Origin of the sequence: Empedobacter sp. UBA7620 (assembly GCF_002484185.1) — a bacterium.
Lineage (GTDB): Bacteria > Bacteroidota > Bacteroidia > Flavobacteriales > Weeksellaceae > Empedobacter > Empedobacter falsenii_C.
The window spans coordinates 65,804-80,973 of sequence record NZ_DLJI01000051.1; the positions used below are offsets into that span (position 1 = coordinate 65,804).

A 15,170-nucleotide genomic window follows, 5' to 3' on the forward strand; every position below is an offset into this window, starting at 1 on the left:
GTTATAGACTTTTTTTGTATTTATTTATTATGAATCTAATTCTTCTTCAAATATTTTTTTTCTAAGAAATAATACAATTTCAAGAAAAGAATCGAGAAAAATATTCCGATTAGTGTTCCGAAAAATATATCTCCCGTAAAATGTACTCCAACATAAACTCTACTGTAAGCAACCATTAACGCCCAAACAAGTAAGACATAAAGTAACCATTTGTAATAGCGTCTTAGCAATATTCCTATAAAAATTGCAATCGCCATATGATTAGATGCATGCGCCGAAGTAAAACCGTATTTACCTCTCCCCTCACAATCTATTGGGCGAAATAATCCTTGAATCGATTCGGTGTAACATGGACGAAAACGTTGAAAAGAATTTTTCAAGATATTTGTAAATTGATCTGCACATGTTATCATCAGTGCTATACAAACTCCAGCTAACAAGGTTTTTTTCCAACCAAGTTTTACATAAAGTAAGATGAGAAAGATGACATACAACGGAATCCATGTTTTTTTATCGGTTACTAATAACCAAAACCAATCCCATTTTTCATTCCCTAAATTATTGAAATACAAAAATATTTGTACGTCCCAATCAAAATAATCTTGTATCATTACCTACTTACTGATCCGCCTAAACCTAATGCTTCGTCTACAGATTTTGGTTCTACAACAACCGCAGGTTCTTCCACAATTGGCTCAACCACATTTTCTATAACGGGTTCTGTTGTTTCTTGCACATCCAATTCCAAATCCTGTACAGGATCTACAGCTTTCATAGTTGGTGCATCATCTTTCAACGCTGCATTTACTGTATTGTCTTGATGAATAGCTTGATGCATTTCATCTACTGGATTACGAACTTCATCAAATGATTTCTGAAAATCTTCCATTGGATTAATTTTCGCAAAAGAATCTTTGACTTCATTCATTGGATTTAACTCTTTTATGGTATTCTGAATCTCTTTTGTAGGATCAACATCCTGAACAGGATTCATAATCTCTTGCTTGATATCTTCAGATGCTTCTTTTAATTTGCGCACAGCAGTTCCCAAACCACGAGCAATTTCTGGAATTTTATCTGGTCCAAAAATCACTACAGCAACCACCATAATAATCACGACTTCCTGGAAGTCTAAAAACGCTGGGTATATTACTAAACTATTCACTAAACAAATGTATAAAATCTAAATTTAGTAGAAGAAAAAAAGCCATCAAATTTCTTTGATGGCTTTCTTAAAATTTATTTAAAATTTGAATCTTATTTATTCATTTGACCTTTTTTAGTAAAGTCGTACAATAAAGGAGATGCAACGAAAATAGACGAGAATGTACCAATTACGATACCGATTAATTTCGCAAACATAAATCCTTTGATTGATTCTCCACCAAATGCAAAGATGATTAATACGATTAAGAACGTTGATAAAGACGTATTAATTGTACGTGATAATGTTTCTGAAGTAGAAATATTAATAATATCGTACAAGTTGTGGTTTTTCTCAACTGTTAAATTCTCACGAATACGATCCAAGATAATAATCGAGTCATTCATCGAATAACCAATTACCGTCAAAATCGCCGCGATAAACGCTTGGTCGATCTCCATGTTGAAAGGTAAAATTCCTTTGAATAAAGAGAAAACTCCTAACACAATAACCACGTCATGCGCTAAAGCAATGATAGTTGATAATGAGAATTGCCAACGTTTGAACATCACGATTAAGTAGAAGAAAATTGCAACTAATGCTAAAGAAACCGCTATGTAAGAAGCTCTTGTTGTATCATCGGCAATTGTAGGACCTACTTTTGCAGAAGACATTAAACCAATTGTAGCATTATCTTCAGAGAAATCTTTTTCAGACATATTCGCTGGTAAATAAGATTTAAGACCTGCATATAATTTGTCTTTAATCTCATCATCTACATTTGTTCCGTCTTCATCAGCTTTGTATGCTGTTGTAATTTTTACTTGATTTTGACCACCATACGTTTTCACCTGTGGTATCATTTTTTCACCTTCTAACACGAAAACATCACCCAAACTTTCAGAAATTTGTTGCGGATCTACGTGTTTATCAAAACGAACTGTATATGTACGTCCACCTTGGAATTCGATACCCATATCAAATCCTTTTGTGAAGATAGAGATTAAAGCAACTACTGTTAAAACAATTGAAATCGCATAAGAGATTTTTCTTGTTTTCAATAAGTCAACTTTAATATTTTGTAACCAGTGCGCTGTAAAATGTGTATAGAAAGGAACAGATTTTCCTTTTGCTAAACGTCCTTCTACAAAGTAGCGTGTAATGAAAATCGCTGTAAATGTTGATGTAAAAATACCAATCATAAACGTTGTTGCGAAACCTACAACAGGACCTTTACCAAAGAAGAATAAAATTAATGCCGTGATAAATGATGTTGAGTTAGCATCGATAATTGCAGAGAAAGCACCTTTCCATGAATAAGCGAAATCTACTGCTTGACGTAATGATTTTCCTTTTCTTAATTCTTCTTTTACACGTTCGTAAATCAAGATATTCGCATCCATTCCTGTTACCAATGTCAAGATAATCCCGGCAATACCTGGTAAAGATAATGTAGCTTTAAGTGATACTAAGAATCCTAATAAGAATAATAAGTTAACGATTAATGCAACGTTAGCATAAATACCTGCACGGCTGTAATAAAACACCATCCAGATTAATACTAATGCAAATGCACAACCAAAAGCGATTAACGAACTGTTGATTGCTTCTTGTCCTAATGATGGACCAACAACCTCAGCAGAAACGATTTTAGATGAAGCTGGTAAAGAACCTGCTTGTAAAATGTTTGCTAAATCTTTTGCTTCGTCAATTGTAAAGTTTCCAGAAATAACAGAATTACCTCCTGTAATTTGATTACTGATGTTTGGCGCAGAATACACCATATTGTCTAATACAATTGCAACACCTTGACCTGGTTGTCCAGGACCTGCAGGTTTCAACTCGTCTGTAATACGAGACCACTCTTGTGCTCCAACTTGATTCATTTGCATTGTAACAACAGGCTCATTTGTAAGAGAACCAGGATTACGTTCACCAGCAGCAGAAACTACTTTATCTCCTTCAATTAATGGTTCTTGCGTTCCATTTTTACCTTTTAAGACATAAAACTCTAATAATTTAGGAGCAGATTTATCATTTGCTTGTTTACCTAAATTCATTGGCTTATTCGCCCAAGAGTATTTGTATCCTCTAATGTTTGCTGGTAATCCAGGTACAAAACCTTTGTCTTGCATCACACGGTTTACAACAGCAGTATCTTTTACATTCACAACAAAACTTGCGTTAGAACCAGCTGGTTGCATAACTTCTGCTAAAGTTTTGATTGTTTGTCCTTTCTCATTTTTTACATTATATTTTTCTGTATTAACGCTAGAAAAATATTGTAAAACTGTAGGATCTTGACGAACAACTTGCCAAAACTCTAATTTTGCTGTAGATTGTAATAATTTTTTTACACGGTCAGTGTCAGAAACACCTGGTAATTCTACCAAGATACGTCCATCACCTTTATCACCTAAACGTTGAATTACTGGCTCAACAACACCAAATTGATTAATACGAGAGCTAATTACATCATAAGCTGTTGCAACTTTAGCTTCGATATCTTTACGGATTACTTCTTTTACCTGATCGTCAGAAGCATTGTACGCAATTTTATCTGCATTGTTTTTGTTTCCAAACAAATCTGCAGCTGCGTATTTTGTTCCTCCTTTTATTTTATCAAACTCTTGAAAAAATAATTCGACATAAGGTACGTTACCGTTTGTTTTTTGAGCTTTATCTGTAGCATCCAAAGCCGTTGCCAACATAGGGTTTTGACTTTTCGCTGATAAATTCTCGATTAAATCTCTTTCAGAAACTTGTAAAATTACGTTGATACCACCTTTCAAATCTAATCCTAAATTGATTTCATTGTTTTTGGCATACCCATAATCGTACTTTATAATTCCCAAATCAAGAGGATGCTGAGCCAAGCTATCTAAAATTCTTGGTTCGTCTTCTGGCTTACTCGCCAAGCGCGCCGCCTCATGCTCCACTTTAGTTGTGTACCAAGTATAACTTAGTTGTCTGATACACAAGAGACTTAAAATAATTGCAAATGCTGCAATGAGCCATCTTCCTCGCATAATGTTTAATTGATAAATAAATTTTGACGGACAAATATAATAGTCTTGAAAATACTTTCACAATTTTTTAAGAATAAATCGAAAATCGATGTCCGTATTTCGAAATTCTTTATTCAAAAAATTAGATTTCCTTTTGGTATTTGTAGATGTAAATTGACGCTTTATTGGAGTCATCATCATTATCTTCGCACAAATACAAGGTATAATTCTTTCCAGATTCTTTATACAACGCTAAACCTTCGATTTTCTTATCATCCGAAATTTTTTGCCAACGTATAACCTCCATTCTAGCTAAATCTAACTCACCAATAATAGAACCTTTTATTTCTCCATTAAACTGAGTTGTACTTTTAGATTCTACTGTTGCTGTAAACAAAACTTTTCCATCTACTAAAATAGCATCTGAAAAAGTAGTGGTTTCATTGTTAATTTTAGGCAAAGTGATTGGAAAAAAATCAATTGTTTTCCCTCTCAAATCATTTATCTTGCCTCCCACTCTATAAATTCCGTTTACGCCAGCAGGACCATTTCCTCTGTTGAAAAAATATGTACAATGTCCATCTGTAATAATTCCTTCGATGTTAAAATCTTTTTTAGATAAATTTGAAACCTTTAAAAATTCATCCAAAAGAAAACTATAATTATCGTTTTGTACCTCTTTGGTTTTGATGTTATATGAAATCAAATCGAAACGATTTTCTTTAGAGCCCGATCCAAGAATATACAAATGATTGTCAAATTTTGTAATCGCTTCAAAATCTGGTTTATCTTTTTTGGTGATATGTTTTGATTTTACTTCTGGATTCAAATCAACTTTATCCACTTCTTTTTTCTTTTTATTGTAAACGTACAAATGTGCTTTATCATCGGAAATCGTGTAAACATGGTGTTTGTCAACCACTAATCCAGATGCCGCTCCAAGCCCATTTATAACAATTAAAACCTTAAGAATGAAATTGTAAAACAACATAGATGTAAGATTTGTTTTTAAGAGGTTTCAAAAGTAATCAAAGAATATCAGAAACCTTGATAAATAACCGATTTTTTGTAAAAAAAGAACTTAACTTTGTAGCATTTAAAAAGAAAATTGAGAGATGAAAAAAATTCTAAAAATTTACATTGACGCCTACAGCGGACTTTCGAAAGAATCTTGGATGTTAGCCATCGTAATGTTGTTGAACCGAATGGGTTCGATGGTTTTACCATTTTTAGGAATTTATATGATCTCCGAATTAGGATTTTCTTTGGAAAACTCGGGAATAGTCTTAAGTTGTTTTGGAGTTGGTTCTGTAATTGGTTCTTGGCTTGGAGGTTGGATAACAGATAAAATCGGAAACTTTAAAGTACAAGCCATCAGTTTATTTCTAAGTGCTCCGATGTTTTTGATTTTACCTTATTTTAAAACGGTAGAATCTTTTGCTGTTATTATGCTTGTTTTGAGTATTATTAGCGAAATGTTTCGTCCAGCAAACTCAGTTGCCATCACACGTTATGCTAAGAAAGAAAATATCACTCGTGCTTTTTCGTTGAATAGAATGGCGGTTAATTTAGGTTTTTCAATTGGTCCATCAATGGGAGGTTTTTTATCTAATTATTCGTACGATTTATTATTCTATTGTAATGCAGGAGCCGCTTTGGTTGCTGGAATTGTATTCTTTGTCTTTTTCAATGGAAGAAAAGAACGAAATGCTGCCACAGAAAATATTTCTGATAAAGCCGTAGTCGAAAAAGAACGTAATGCATACACTGATACACCTTTCTTAGTATTCAATCTGTTTTGTGTATTATTCTCTATTGCATTTTTCCAAATCCTAAATACACTTCCATTATTTTATAAAGATGTAGTGCATTTAACACAAACAGAAATTGGATTATTAATGGGATTCAGTGGAATAATCATTGTTGTATTCGAAATGTTGTTGATCCATTATACCGAAAAAAGATTTACAGTTACACAACTTTTAGTTTTCGGTTCATTTATCACAGCAATTAGTTATTTTATCTTCACATTTAGTCACACATTAGGAATGTTGTACTTAGCAATTGGACTGATGTCTATTGGAGAAATGCTTGTTTTACCTTTGATGTCAACGGTTACAGCTTTTCGTTCGCAAAAAAATAACAGAGGAGCTTATATGGGATTAAACGGAATGACAGCAGCAATTGCCTTTATTGTTTCGCCATTTTTAGGAACTCACATAGCTACCGATTACGGTTTTAATACACTTTGGATAATCACTACAGTTATTTTAGTCATCGTAGCTATCGGATATCACTTTTTTACTAAACCACTTTTACCAAAAAATATTTAAGATTTTCTTATCTTCGATAATTATTAGTTGAAATCACATGAAAGTATATACAAAAACAGGAGACAAAGGAACAACAGGTTTATATGGAGGAACACGTGTCTCTAAAAATAGTCTAAAAATTGATTCTTACGGAACAGTTGATGAATTAAATTCTTATTTAGGATTGATTCGTTCTTATGAAATTGATCCAGCATTAGAGGAAGAAATTATCATCATTCAAAAAGGTTTATTCAATCTTGGAGCTGAATTAGCAACACCAGTGGATAAATTATACTTGGCAAATGGTAAACCTCGTATTCCGAAAACTATTTCTGAAGAAGATATTGTACAATTAGAAGAATGGATTGATGATTTGGAAGGACAATTGGAACAATTGACTCATTTTATTCTTCCAGGTGGAAATCAACCAGCTTCTCATGCACATGTTGCGCGTTGTATTTGTCGTCGTGCCGAACGTTTGACAGTTGGTTTGGCCGAAGAAGAAGAAATTCGTCCAGAATTACAAAAATATTTGAATCGTCTTTCTGATTATTTATTTGTTTTAGGTCGAAAAATTGCCACAGACAATAATCACGAAGAAGTAAAATGGATTCCAGGTGAATAAAAAAGCACTTTTATTTTTGAATGGCGAAGTCCCTACTATCCTGCCTGATACATCAAATTATGATATGATTTTTTGTACAGATGGTGCATTTCGTTATTTACAAAAACTACATATAACGCCCGATGTTATTTCGGGCGATTTTGATTCTTTCGAAATCAGTCAATTCCCTTCTGAAATAGAAGTTATTTCTACTCCAGATCAAAATGACACAGATTTTGCAAAAGCATTACAAATCATTTTGGATAAAGGTTTCAAAAACGTTGATGTTTTTGGAGCAAGTGGTCGTCAACAAGATCATTTTATTGGAAATCTAAATGCAGCATATCGATTCAAAGATCAAATCAATATTTTGTTCTACGATAATTATAGCCAATATTTTTTCGCAGAAAAAGAAACGAAATTAGAAGGTTATTTTGGAAGAACAATTTCGCTTCTCCCCTTTCCTGAATGTAAAAATATTATCACAAAAGGTTTGGAATATCCTTTGAATAAAGAAGATTTGAACTTACTTTCTCGTATAGGAACTCGTAACAAAGCCAATGAAGATGTGGTTACAATTGATTATTCAGAAGGTAATTTAATCATCTTTATCATCGATCAAGAATTTCCTATTTTGATTGCTTAATCTCACTATTTTTAGTGAAACGCATCTTTAGTATTTTTTGTACTTTTACTGAAAACCAAATTACTATGAATAAATTTTCAGTTATTGTAGCATCTATTTTAGCCGTTGGACTGATTGCTGCAACATGTATATTAGGGAACACCTACAAATATAAATTCAGAAGTTCTGAATCGATCAATGTTACTGGAAATGCTTTGAAAGATTTTAATGCCGATTTAGTTAAATGGCGTGCAACTTTTAGTCGAAAAGATTATGATTTACGTGTTGCTTCGGATCAATTAAAAGCTGATCAAACGGTTGTCAAAAACTTTTTGATTTCGCAAGGAATCAATCCAAAAGAAATTGTTTTTGAAGCGGTAAATATTTCAAAAGATTTTCAGTACGGAACAGATGCAAACGGAAATTCGATAAGTCAATTTACAGGATATAATCTTTCGCAAGATGCGACAATCGAATCGAAAGAATTGGATAAAATAGAGAAAGCTTCGCGGGAAATATCAACTTTAATTAGCCAAGGCATCGAATTGAGTTCATCTAATCCAAATTATTATTACTCGAAATTAGAAGATTTAAAACTTGAATTGATTGCACAAGCTTCTGAAAATGCAAAACAACGCGCTGAAAATATTGCAACAAAATCTGGTGCTAGTTTAGGAAAATTGAAACAAGCCGATTTGGGTATTTTTCAGATTACAGGAAAAAATGATAATGAGGAATATTCGGCTGGAGGTTCATTGAATACTACATCTCGCCAAAAAACGGCTCAAATTACTGTGAGAGCAAGTTATAACTCAAATTAAAAAATAAATAAAAAAAAGCTTCTTAATATTAAGAAGCTTTTTTTTGTCTATTTAAATACTACTGCAAGTAATATCAAAGCAGATATTACAATAAGTACATCTACAATTTTAATTCTAAAATTACCAATTCCAAAACCTCTTTTTGTAGCATAATTTTTTTTTGATGACATTATAAATCCAATTTCGGATGGAAATACTAAAAGCATGCCAATTATCTAAAGTAGAAAAATTATTTTATCATATTTTTAAATTTTTGCTGGAGCTTGAGCTGTTGCTGTTTTTGTGTTTTTCATATCTACAACTATCTTTTCATTTGTATCAGATAATAAAAGATTTTTTCTATAAATAGCTACGTTTAAAATTAAATCTATACGAGTTTGATCAAATGTAATACCATTATTTGGTTGAAATTTTAATCTCCATGTATTTCCTGATCCAATATATGCTCTAGAAGTATACAACACATTACCATTAATTCTTGTAGATGTTCCAGAAACTGTTTTACTATCTTTCGTTTCACCACTCGCTATACCATAAATTATAAATCCTCCAATCATCACATGATATTTAGAAGCATCTATTTTTGTGTCATATTCTGTTAAACCTGTATTTGGTAATTTATTAAACCTGAACGTTGCATAATTGATTGAAGCGTAACTCATTGTAGAAGGATTGAAAACTTTCATTTTGTTATCATCCTTATCAATTACGGTTAAATAACTATCATTTGATTTTCCTGTATAAATTCCAGGATTCTCAAAAAACCATTTATCAGTACTCCCTTTCGATATTGTTGTTCCATTTACATCTAATGTTCTTTTAGGATTATCGGTATTAATTCCTACTCCTGGAGTATAAGTTTGTCCAAATGTTATGGTTGTAAGTAGTATAATTACTACACTGTATATTTTATTTTTCATTTTAATCAACTATAGGTGTTACTGCATCTCCACTTTTACTATTATTTAAATTATAGGATTTTAAATTCAAGTTTTTGAAAAATCTATTCGGATAAATTAATACATCAAAGTAATAATTAAAAGCATTAGTTGTATTTGCAGGACTTGTTGAAGGGTTTCTAACTTTTACATGCCACATATTATCTGTCCCTACAAAGGCATTGTATTCAAATCTTCCTTTACTTGCTACAGCAGGAAAACCTTGTTTTAAATTATCAACAGCTTCAAAATTTGTGATAGCCACAAAATAATCACTTAATGGAATATTAAGGTTTAAATCATCTAAATCATCACCATTCACATTCTGTATTTCATAAGGCTGAATGATAATTGGTAAAACGTTTTGTTGACCATACATTTCTTTTATTTGTCCACTAACATCTCCTACCAGATTCGGATCTTGAGCAACTACTCTATAGTCTGTATTAACTTCAACATTATTAACTGTCTTTTTTTCAAGTAATTCTTCTAACTTATTTACTTGACCAACTTTATTTGTAATAATTAAATTTCCATTAATTTGTAATTCTTCAGAAGTTAAATCACTATTAGAAACACCTATTCCTATTTGACCGTACGAAATATTTGTTGTAAGTAATAAAATACCTACAATTAAAAATTTTTTCATTTTTATTAATTTAATATTGGAGTGCCTCCTGTATTTAGATTAGTCCCAGAATTATTCATTTCAACAGTTTGTTCTGGGAATATTTTTACATAAGTTTTCGGAAAAATAGAACATGTGATTACCCATTTCTGAGTTCCATTAGTTACAGTTGAATTTAAAGCGGGATAATCTGCATTTAATGTCCATTCATTATTTACTACTTTAGCACCAACCCCAGGTAAAGCACTTATAGTAGTACCTCCTGTAATATTTTCAGAAAAATATCCACTCAATACAACCAAAGCATATTTATTTGCATCAATTCTTGTATTAAAACTTTGAACCCAATCTCCCTCTGGAGCAATAAGCTCAAAAGTAACCAAAGCAGCAATACCTGTATTATCTGTCGTTCTTACATCTAATATTTCAATATTATTTGTAACAGTATTCTGTACTAATAAATTATAAGACTTCTTAATATCTGCCTCAACTGGAGCTAAGTTTTTAGGAAAAATTAATTGATTAGAAACCATATCTCCATTTACTTCTAAATCTCCTCTTGGTGTATCAGTATTAATTCCGACTTGGGCAAACATTGTGGTAGTAGAGAGTAATGTTGTGAGTGAAACTAAAATTGTTTTCATTATATTTAAAATTCAATTATGTATGTCTAATTGACTTTCATATGGATTAGGGAGCGCAAAGTTAGTCTTATCAATTTACCCAAAATAATGTTAAAACATCCATTTTAAGAAATCCAGCCAAAAAGAAAACAACTAAAATACTCGTTAACAAAAGCATACTTCTCTTTTTCTAATAAATTAAAAAAATAAACTTTAACTTTTTTCACAAATCATTAACAATTAAATTATAATTTTCCAACAACATAATATGTTGTAAATTTGCATTATGCTAAACAACGATACAATTTGTGCATTGGCCACTGCCAATGGAATGGGCGCAATAGCGGTTATTCGTATTTCTGGACCAGAAGCAATTTCTAAAGTTGCTCAGATTTATCAATCAAAATTTAATGCCACTAAATCTTTGAATGATGCCGAATCGCATACCATACATTTGGGTTATGTGATGGATGGAGATACCATTGTTGATGAAGCATTGTTCTCAATTTTTAAGAATCCACATTCGTATACAGGTGAAGATGTCGTTGAAATTTCGACACACGGATCGATTTATATTCAGCAAAAAGTTTTAGAACTTTTAAATAAAATAGGTATCAGAAATGCTGATCCGGGTGAATATACTTTCCGTGCATTTTGGAATGGCAAAATGGATTTAACACAGGCAGAAGCTGTAGCAGATTTGATTGCATCGGATTCGAAAGCTTCGCACGAAATTGCGATTAAACAAATGCGTGGAGGATTCTCGAATCAAATCAAAGATTTACGTGATCAAATGATCAATTTCGCAGCTTTGATGGAGTTGGAATTGGATTTCTCTGAAGAAGATGTTGAATTTGCAGATCGTACACAATTCTATGATTTATTGAATAAATTACAATCTATCTTAAAACGTTTAGCTGATTCTTTTGCTTTTGGAAATGTAATTAAAAATGGTGTTCCAGTCGCAATTGTTGGTGCACCGAATGCAGGAAAGTCAACTTTATTGAATGCTTTATTAAACGAAGAACGCGCCATTGTTTCGGATATTGAAGGAACAACACGTGATACGATAGAAGAAACTATTTACATCGACGGCGTTGGGTTCCGTTTTATTGACACAGCTGGTATTCGTGAAGCTGGAGATACGATAGAACGTATAGGAATCGAAAAAACATTTGAAAAAATAGACAATGCTTCGATTATTATCTATTTGTATGATGCCAATATAACTGCTGATAACCAAATTGCCAATCAATTGGATGACTTGCAACGTAGAGGAAAAATCTTGTTTAATGTTGCCAATAAAATTGATGTAACGAATAATGAATCGGCTATCTCAGCTGCTATTAAACAAGAGTTTAAAGATGTTGTTCATTTAGAAATTTCGGCAAAAGATCAATTTAATATTGATGCATTGAAAGAAAATCTAATTCATCAAATCAAATTGAAAGGAACAAATCAGGATGACACAATCGTTACAAACTCTCGTCACTTAGAAGCGTTGCAAAATACACTTTCTCAAATTGGAAAAATCAAACAAGGAATGGACATGGGACTTCCTGGGGATTTGTTAGCCATGGATATCCGTGAAGCTTTAACGTATTTGGGACATATCACAGGTGAAATAGATGTTGATCAAGATATATTAGGGACAATTTTTGGGAAGTTCTGTATCGGAAAGTAACCTCATCAATACAAACATAGTATAAACATATACAAAACCTCTTAAAATATTGATTTTAGGAGGTTTTTTAATACTTCAAAGATACAAAAGAGAAATCTGTTATAAGTTTATTATCGTTATTTGTATCGAAAATTTGTACCTTATTTGTACCTTTGATAAAATCATTAGAAAAATTTGAGTGAAAATTGATGTTTTGGGCGAAATAAAGTCCCTTAAATACTCTTATTTCTCCTTAATGGATTTTATATACTTTTAAAAATAGGCTAAATGAGTTCAACAAATATTAAGATTTTAAAACAATGCTTGAATTGTGGTAATATGTTTGAAGCACAAAAAAACACAACTAAATATTGTTCTCATAAATGCAATTCTCAACATTATAAATTAAGAAAGAGATTAGAGCTGAAAAAAGAAATTGAAGGTGATACAAAAGAGAAAATCAATAAAAATTTCAAAGCCAAAACAACTCAAATTGATTTATTGAATATAAAGGATAAAGACTATCTTTCTGTTAGAGAAGTTGCTTATCTTATGAATTGCAATACAAAGACTATTTACAGATTAATAAAATCTAAAAAAATTAAATCAACCAATCTAAATGAAAGGTTAACAAGAATTAAAAAATCAGAAGTAGAAAAACTTTTTTAAAAGGTTTTGAAAATCATACATAATCAACATTATCTACATAAACTATGGCTATAAAAGTAACTTTAAGAAAGAAACCCTTAAAAAATGGAAAACTTTCTTTGTATTTAGACTTCTATCCTTCTATTATTAGAAATGGAAAGTCAACAAGAAGAGAATTTTTAGGTTTATCTATTTATGAGAATCCAAAAGGACAAATAGAAAAAAATAACAATAGAAATACTCTTGCTATTGCAGAAGAAATCGCTACAAAAAGAAGTATCGAATTGAATCGTCCTGAAATTTATAACGATATGGAAAAGGCTCAACTTGAAAAGAAAAATAAAGAGAGCCAAAGCTTTATAGATTATATAAAAAAGATAGCTGACAGAAGGCATGGTTCAAACTATCAAAATTGGATTTCTGCTATTATGTATTTAGAGCATTATACAAATGGCAAATTATTATTTAAGGATATAAATTTGACTTTTGCAGAAGATTATAAGCATTTTTTATTAACTACGAATAGTTTAAAGAGAAAAGGAACTAAACTTTCTCAAAATACTGCATTATCATATTTCACAAAGTTTAAAACAGCTTTAAAACAAGCCTTTATAGATGAAATATTGAGTACAGATATAAATTCAAGAATTAAGAATATTAAAGAACAAGAAACGAATCGAACGTACTTAACGATTGAAGAACTAAATAAATTAGCAAATACAGAGTGTAAAAATGATTTACTAAAAAGAGCTTCTATATTTTCTGCATTAACTGGATTAAGGTTTTCAGATGTAAAAAATTTAAGTTGGAAAAATGTCTATAAAACAAATGATGAATACTATATCAATTTTATTCAAAAAAAGACTGAAGGAGTTGAATATTCTCCAATTTCTGAACAAGCTTTTAATCTTTTAGGAGAAAGACAAAATGATTCAGAAAAAGTATTCAATGGATTAAAATATTCTGCTTACCTCAACAAACAATTAACTGATTGGTTAAAAGATGCTGAAATTACAAAGGATATAACCTTTCATAGTTTTAGACATACTTACGCTACTCTACAATTGGCAAATGGTACTGATTTATTTACTATTTCTAAAATGTTAGGTCATAAAAACCTTAAAACAACACAGATTTATGCTAAAATTGTAAGCAAATCAAAAAAACAAACCACTAATAAAATTATACTTGAATTATGAAAGATTTAGATGTCGATTTAAAAAACCTTTTTAGACATAAACTAACAACACATTCCTTTTATAATCCATTATTAAATAGGGAAGAATCAAATTATCATACCAAAAAAATCATTAATAATGAAAAATACTTTGATTTATTATTTGAGGAATATTTAAAAATTGAAGAAAATGCTTTTGATGAAACATTTTATAGATTTTCAAAATATGGTACTGAAAATAGTATTGTGAACGTAGATAATTCATTTGAAGAAGCAAAAGAAAATTTCTTAAAAGGAAATGATATGTCTGCCTATTATATTCAAGATTATACTAAGCATAAAACAATTAATATTATTGATAATGTATTTTCAAAGTATAATATTTATGAAAGAGAATTTTTAAATTACTTAAAGACAGAAAAATCAAATAACAAATCAACTTTTAAATCCATTTACAATTTAGTATCTAAAATTGAAAACTTAAATATTAAGCATGATGTTATTTTCAAATTAATTAATTCTGATTTAAATAGAGATATTGTAATTCAAGAAACTGGATTAGTTTCTTCTAAATTTTCAAAATTAGAAATTGAGAAGTTAAAAACACAATGGACTATTGCTAAAGATAAATTAAACATCAAACTTTCAGAATATTTAGTTGAGATTGAATCTAATATAAACAATCATAATTATATCGCTGAAGATACTGATACAACAAATAGTCTTAGAGAATTGTTAACCAATCATGATGAATATAGGGAATGGAATGAATTTTTTAAAACTTTAAATGATTACAATAATTTTCTCGATTTATTTACTAAGTATTTTGATGGTAAAGAATACAATAAAGCAATTGTTATTCATTTAAAAACTGGTGCAAAAACAAAATTCAATAAAAAACTTAATCTTATACAAAAAACTCATTCAGAAGAAAATAAATTAATAAATGACACTAAGTATCTAACTTTACTTAGACAAA

General features: G+C 30.6%; 15 protein-coding genes. 8 read left to right on the top strand and 7 right to left on the bottom strand.

What is annotated here, in order from left to right; all coding sequences use genetic code 11:
* Positions 1 to 35: 35 nt before the first annotated feature.
* From B2217_RS13095 to B2217_RS13110, 4 genes are all read right to left on the bottom strand, one after another.
* Positions 36 to 611 carry a phosphatase PAP2 family protein gene (locus B2217_RS13095; RefSeq protein WP_286500653.1) on the bottom strand — a complete coding sequence of 192 codons (576 nt, stop codon included), beginning with the start codon at positions 609 to 611 and terminating at the stop codon, positions 36 to 38.
* Positions 611 to 1,165 (bottom strand): twin-arginine translocase TatA/TatE family subunit, encoded by a 555-nt coding sequence (locus B2217_RS13100; RefSeq protein ID WP_236688155.1) that lies wholly within the window; start codon positions 1,163 to 1,165, stop codon positions 611 to 613. The genes B2217_RS13095 and B2217_RS13100 overlap by 1 nt, the downstream gene beginning before the upstream one ends.
* 92 nt (positions 1,166 to 1,257) lie before the next feature.
* Positions 1,258 to 4,173, bottom strand: a complete 2,916-nt coding sequence (gene secD, locus B2217_RS13105) for a protein translocase subunit SecD (RefSeq protein WP_291122787.1) — start codon at positions 4,171 to 4,173, stop codon at positions 1,258 to 1,260.
* A gap of 121 nt (positions 4,174 to 4,294) precedes the next feature.
* Positions 4,295 to 5,143 carry a DUF6929 family protein gene (locus B2217_RS13110; protein ID WP_291074393.1) on the bottom strand — a complete coding sequence of 283 codons (849 nt, stop codon included), beginning with the start codon at positions 5,141 to 5,143 and terminating at the stop codon, positions 4,295 to 4,297.
* A 124-nt stretch (positions 5,144 to 5,267) separates the two neighbouring features.
* Here B2217_RS13110 and B2217_RS13115 point away from each other — a divergent pair, with 124 nt between their 5' ends.
* From B2217_RS13115 to B2217_RS13130, 4 genes are all read left to right on the top strand, one after another.
* Entirely contained in the window at positions 5,268 to 6,485 is a 1,218-nt protein-coding gene (locus B2217_RS13115) for an MDR family MFS transporter (protein ID WP_038330420.1), read from the top strand.
* A 37-nt stretch (positions 6,486 to 6,522) separates the two neighbouring features.
* On the top strand, positions 6,523 to 7,089 hold the full coding sequence (locus B2217_RS13120; protein ID WP_038330418.1) for a cob(I)yrinic acid a,c-diamide adenosyltransferase: 567 nt from the start codon (positions 6,523 to 6,525) through the stop codon (positions 7,087 to 7,089).
* Positions 7,082 to 7,714: a thiamine diphosphokinase gene (locus B2217_RS13125; RefSeq protein WP_038330416.1), complete on the top strand. Its 633-nt coding sequence runs from the start codon at positions 7,082 to 7,084 to the stop codon at positions 7,712 to 7,714. The genes B2217_RS13120 and B2217_RS13125 overlap by 8 nt, the downstream gene beginning before the upstream one ends.
* A 65-nt stretch (positions 7,715 to 7,779) precedes the next feature.
* Complete coding sequence (locus tag B2217_RS13130) at positions 7,780 to 8,514, top strand: SIMPL domain-containing protein (RefSeq protein ID WP_180906616.1); 735 nt, start codon at positions 7,780 to 7,782, stop codon at positions 8,512 to 8,514.
* 245 nt (positions 8,515 to 8,759) lie between these two features.
* On the opposite strand, the gene B2217_RS13135 is transcribed toward B2217_RS13130, so the two are convergent.
* The 3 genes from B2217_RS13135 to B2217_RS13145 are packed head-to-tail and all read right to left on the bottom strand — an operon-like array spanning position 8,760 to position 10,724.
* Complete coding sequence (locus B2217_RS13135) at positions 8,760 to 9,434, bottom strand: hypothetical protein (RefSeq protein WP_038330413.1); 675 nt, start codon at positions 9,432 to 9,434, stop codon at positions 8,760 to 8,762.
* 1 nt (position 9,435) lies between these two features.
* A complete protein-coding gene (locus B2217_RS13140; protein WP_038330412.1) occupies positions 9,436 to 10,101 on the bottom strand; it encodes a hypothetical protein in 666 nt (221 codons plus the stop codon).
* A gap of 5 nt (positions 10,102 to 10,106) precedes the next feature.
* Positions 10,107 to 10,724: a hypothetical protein gene (locus tag B2217_RS13145; protein WP_180906615.1), complete on the bottom strand. Its 618-nt coding sequence runs from the start codon at positions 10,722 to 10,724 to the stop codon at positions 10,107 to 10,109.
* A gap of 265 nt (positions 10,725 to 10,989) precedes the next feature.
* Here B2217_RS13145 and mnmE point away from each other — a divergent pair, with 265 nt between their 5' ends.
* The 4 genes from mnmE to B2217_RS13165 all read left to right on the top strand — a co-directional run.
* Positions 10,990 to 12,387, top strand: coding sequence for a tRNA uridine-5-carboxymethylaminomethyl(34) synthesis GTPase MnmE (mnmE, locus tag B2217_RS13150; RefSeq protein WP_038330407.1), 1,398 nt, complete (start codon positions 10,990 to 10,992; stop codon positions 12,385 to 12,387).
* A gap of 267 nt (positions 12,388 to 12,654) precedes the next feature.
* A complete protein-coding gene (locus B2217_RS13155; RefSeq protein ID WP_291058807.1) occupies positions 12,655 to 13,035 on the top strand; it encodes a helix-turn-helix domain-containing protein in 381 nt (126 codons plus the stop codon).
* A 44-nt stretch (positions 13,036 to 13,079) separates the two neighbouring features.
* Positions 13,080 to 14,213: a site-specific integrase gene (locus B2217_RS13160; RefSeq protein ID WP_291058809.1), complete on the top strand. Its 1,134-nt coding sequence runs from the start codon at positions 13,080 to 13,082 to the stop codon at positions 14,211 to 14,213.
* Positions 14,210 to 15,170 (top strand): hypothetical protein (locus tag B2217_RS13165; RefSeq protein WP_291122789.1); only part of this gene is annotated, 961 nt, incomplete at its 3' end. The genes B2217_RS13160 and B2217_RS13165, both read left to right, overlap by 4 nt.

Excerpts from the sequence above, each read along its gene's own strand:
- secD (WP_291122787.1), bottom strand. The coding sequence starts at position 4,173 with ATGCGAGGAAGATGGCTCATTGCAGCATTTGCAATTATTTTAAGTCTC.
- B2217_RS13135 (WP_038330413.1), bottom strand. The coding sequence starts at position 9,434 with ATGAAAAATAAAATATACAGTGTAGTAATTATACTACTTACAACCATA.
- mnmE (WP_038330407.1), top strand. The coding sequence starts at position 10,990 with ATGCTAAACAACGATACAATTTGTGCATTGGCCACTGCCAATGGAATG.
- B2217_RS13145 (WP_180906615.1), bottom strand. The coding sequence starts at position 10,724 with ATGAAAACAATTTTAGTTTCACTCACAACATTACTCTCTACTACCACA.
- B2217_RS13115 (WP_038330420.1), top strand. The coding sequence starts at position 5,268 with ATGAAAAAAATTCTAAAAATTTACATTGACGCCTACAGCGGACTTTCG.
- B2217_RS13120 (WP_038330418.1), top strand. The coding sequence starts at position 6,523 with ATGAAAGTATATACAAAAACAGGAGACAAAGGAACAACAGGTTTATAT.
- B2217_RS13140 (WP_038330412.1), bottom strand. The coding sequence starts at position 10,101 with ATGAAAAAATTTTTAATTGTAGGTATTTTATTACTTACAACAAATATT.
- B2217_RS13130 (WP_180906616.1), top strand. The coding sequence starts at position 7,780 with ATGAATAAATTTTCAGTTATTGTAGCATCTATTTTAGCCGTTGGACTG.
- B2217_RS13155 (WP_291058807.1), top strand. The coding sequence starts at position 12,655 with ATGAGTTCAACAAATATTAAGATTTTAAAACAATGCTTGAATTGTGGT.
- B2217_RS13160 (WP_291058809.1), top strand. The coding sequence starts at position 13,080 with ATGGCTATAAAAGTAACTTTAAGAAAGAAACCCTTAAAAAATGGAAAA.
- B2217_RS13095 (WP_286500653.1), bottom strand. The coding sequence starts at position 611 with ATGATACAAGATTATTTTGATTGGGACGTACAAATATTTTTGTATTTC.
- B2217_RS13110 (WP_291074393.1), bottom strand. The coding sequence starts at position 5,143 with ATGTTGTTTTACAATTTCATTCTTAAGGTTTTAATTGTTATAAATGGG.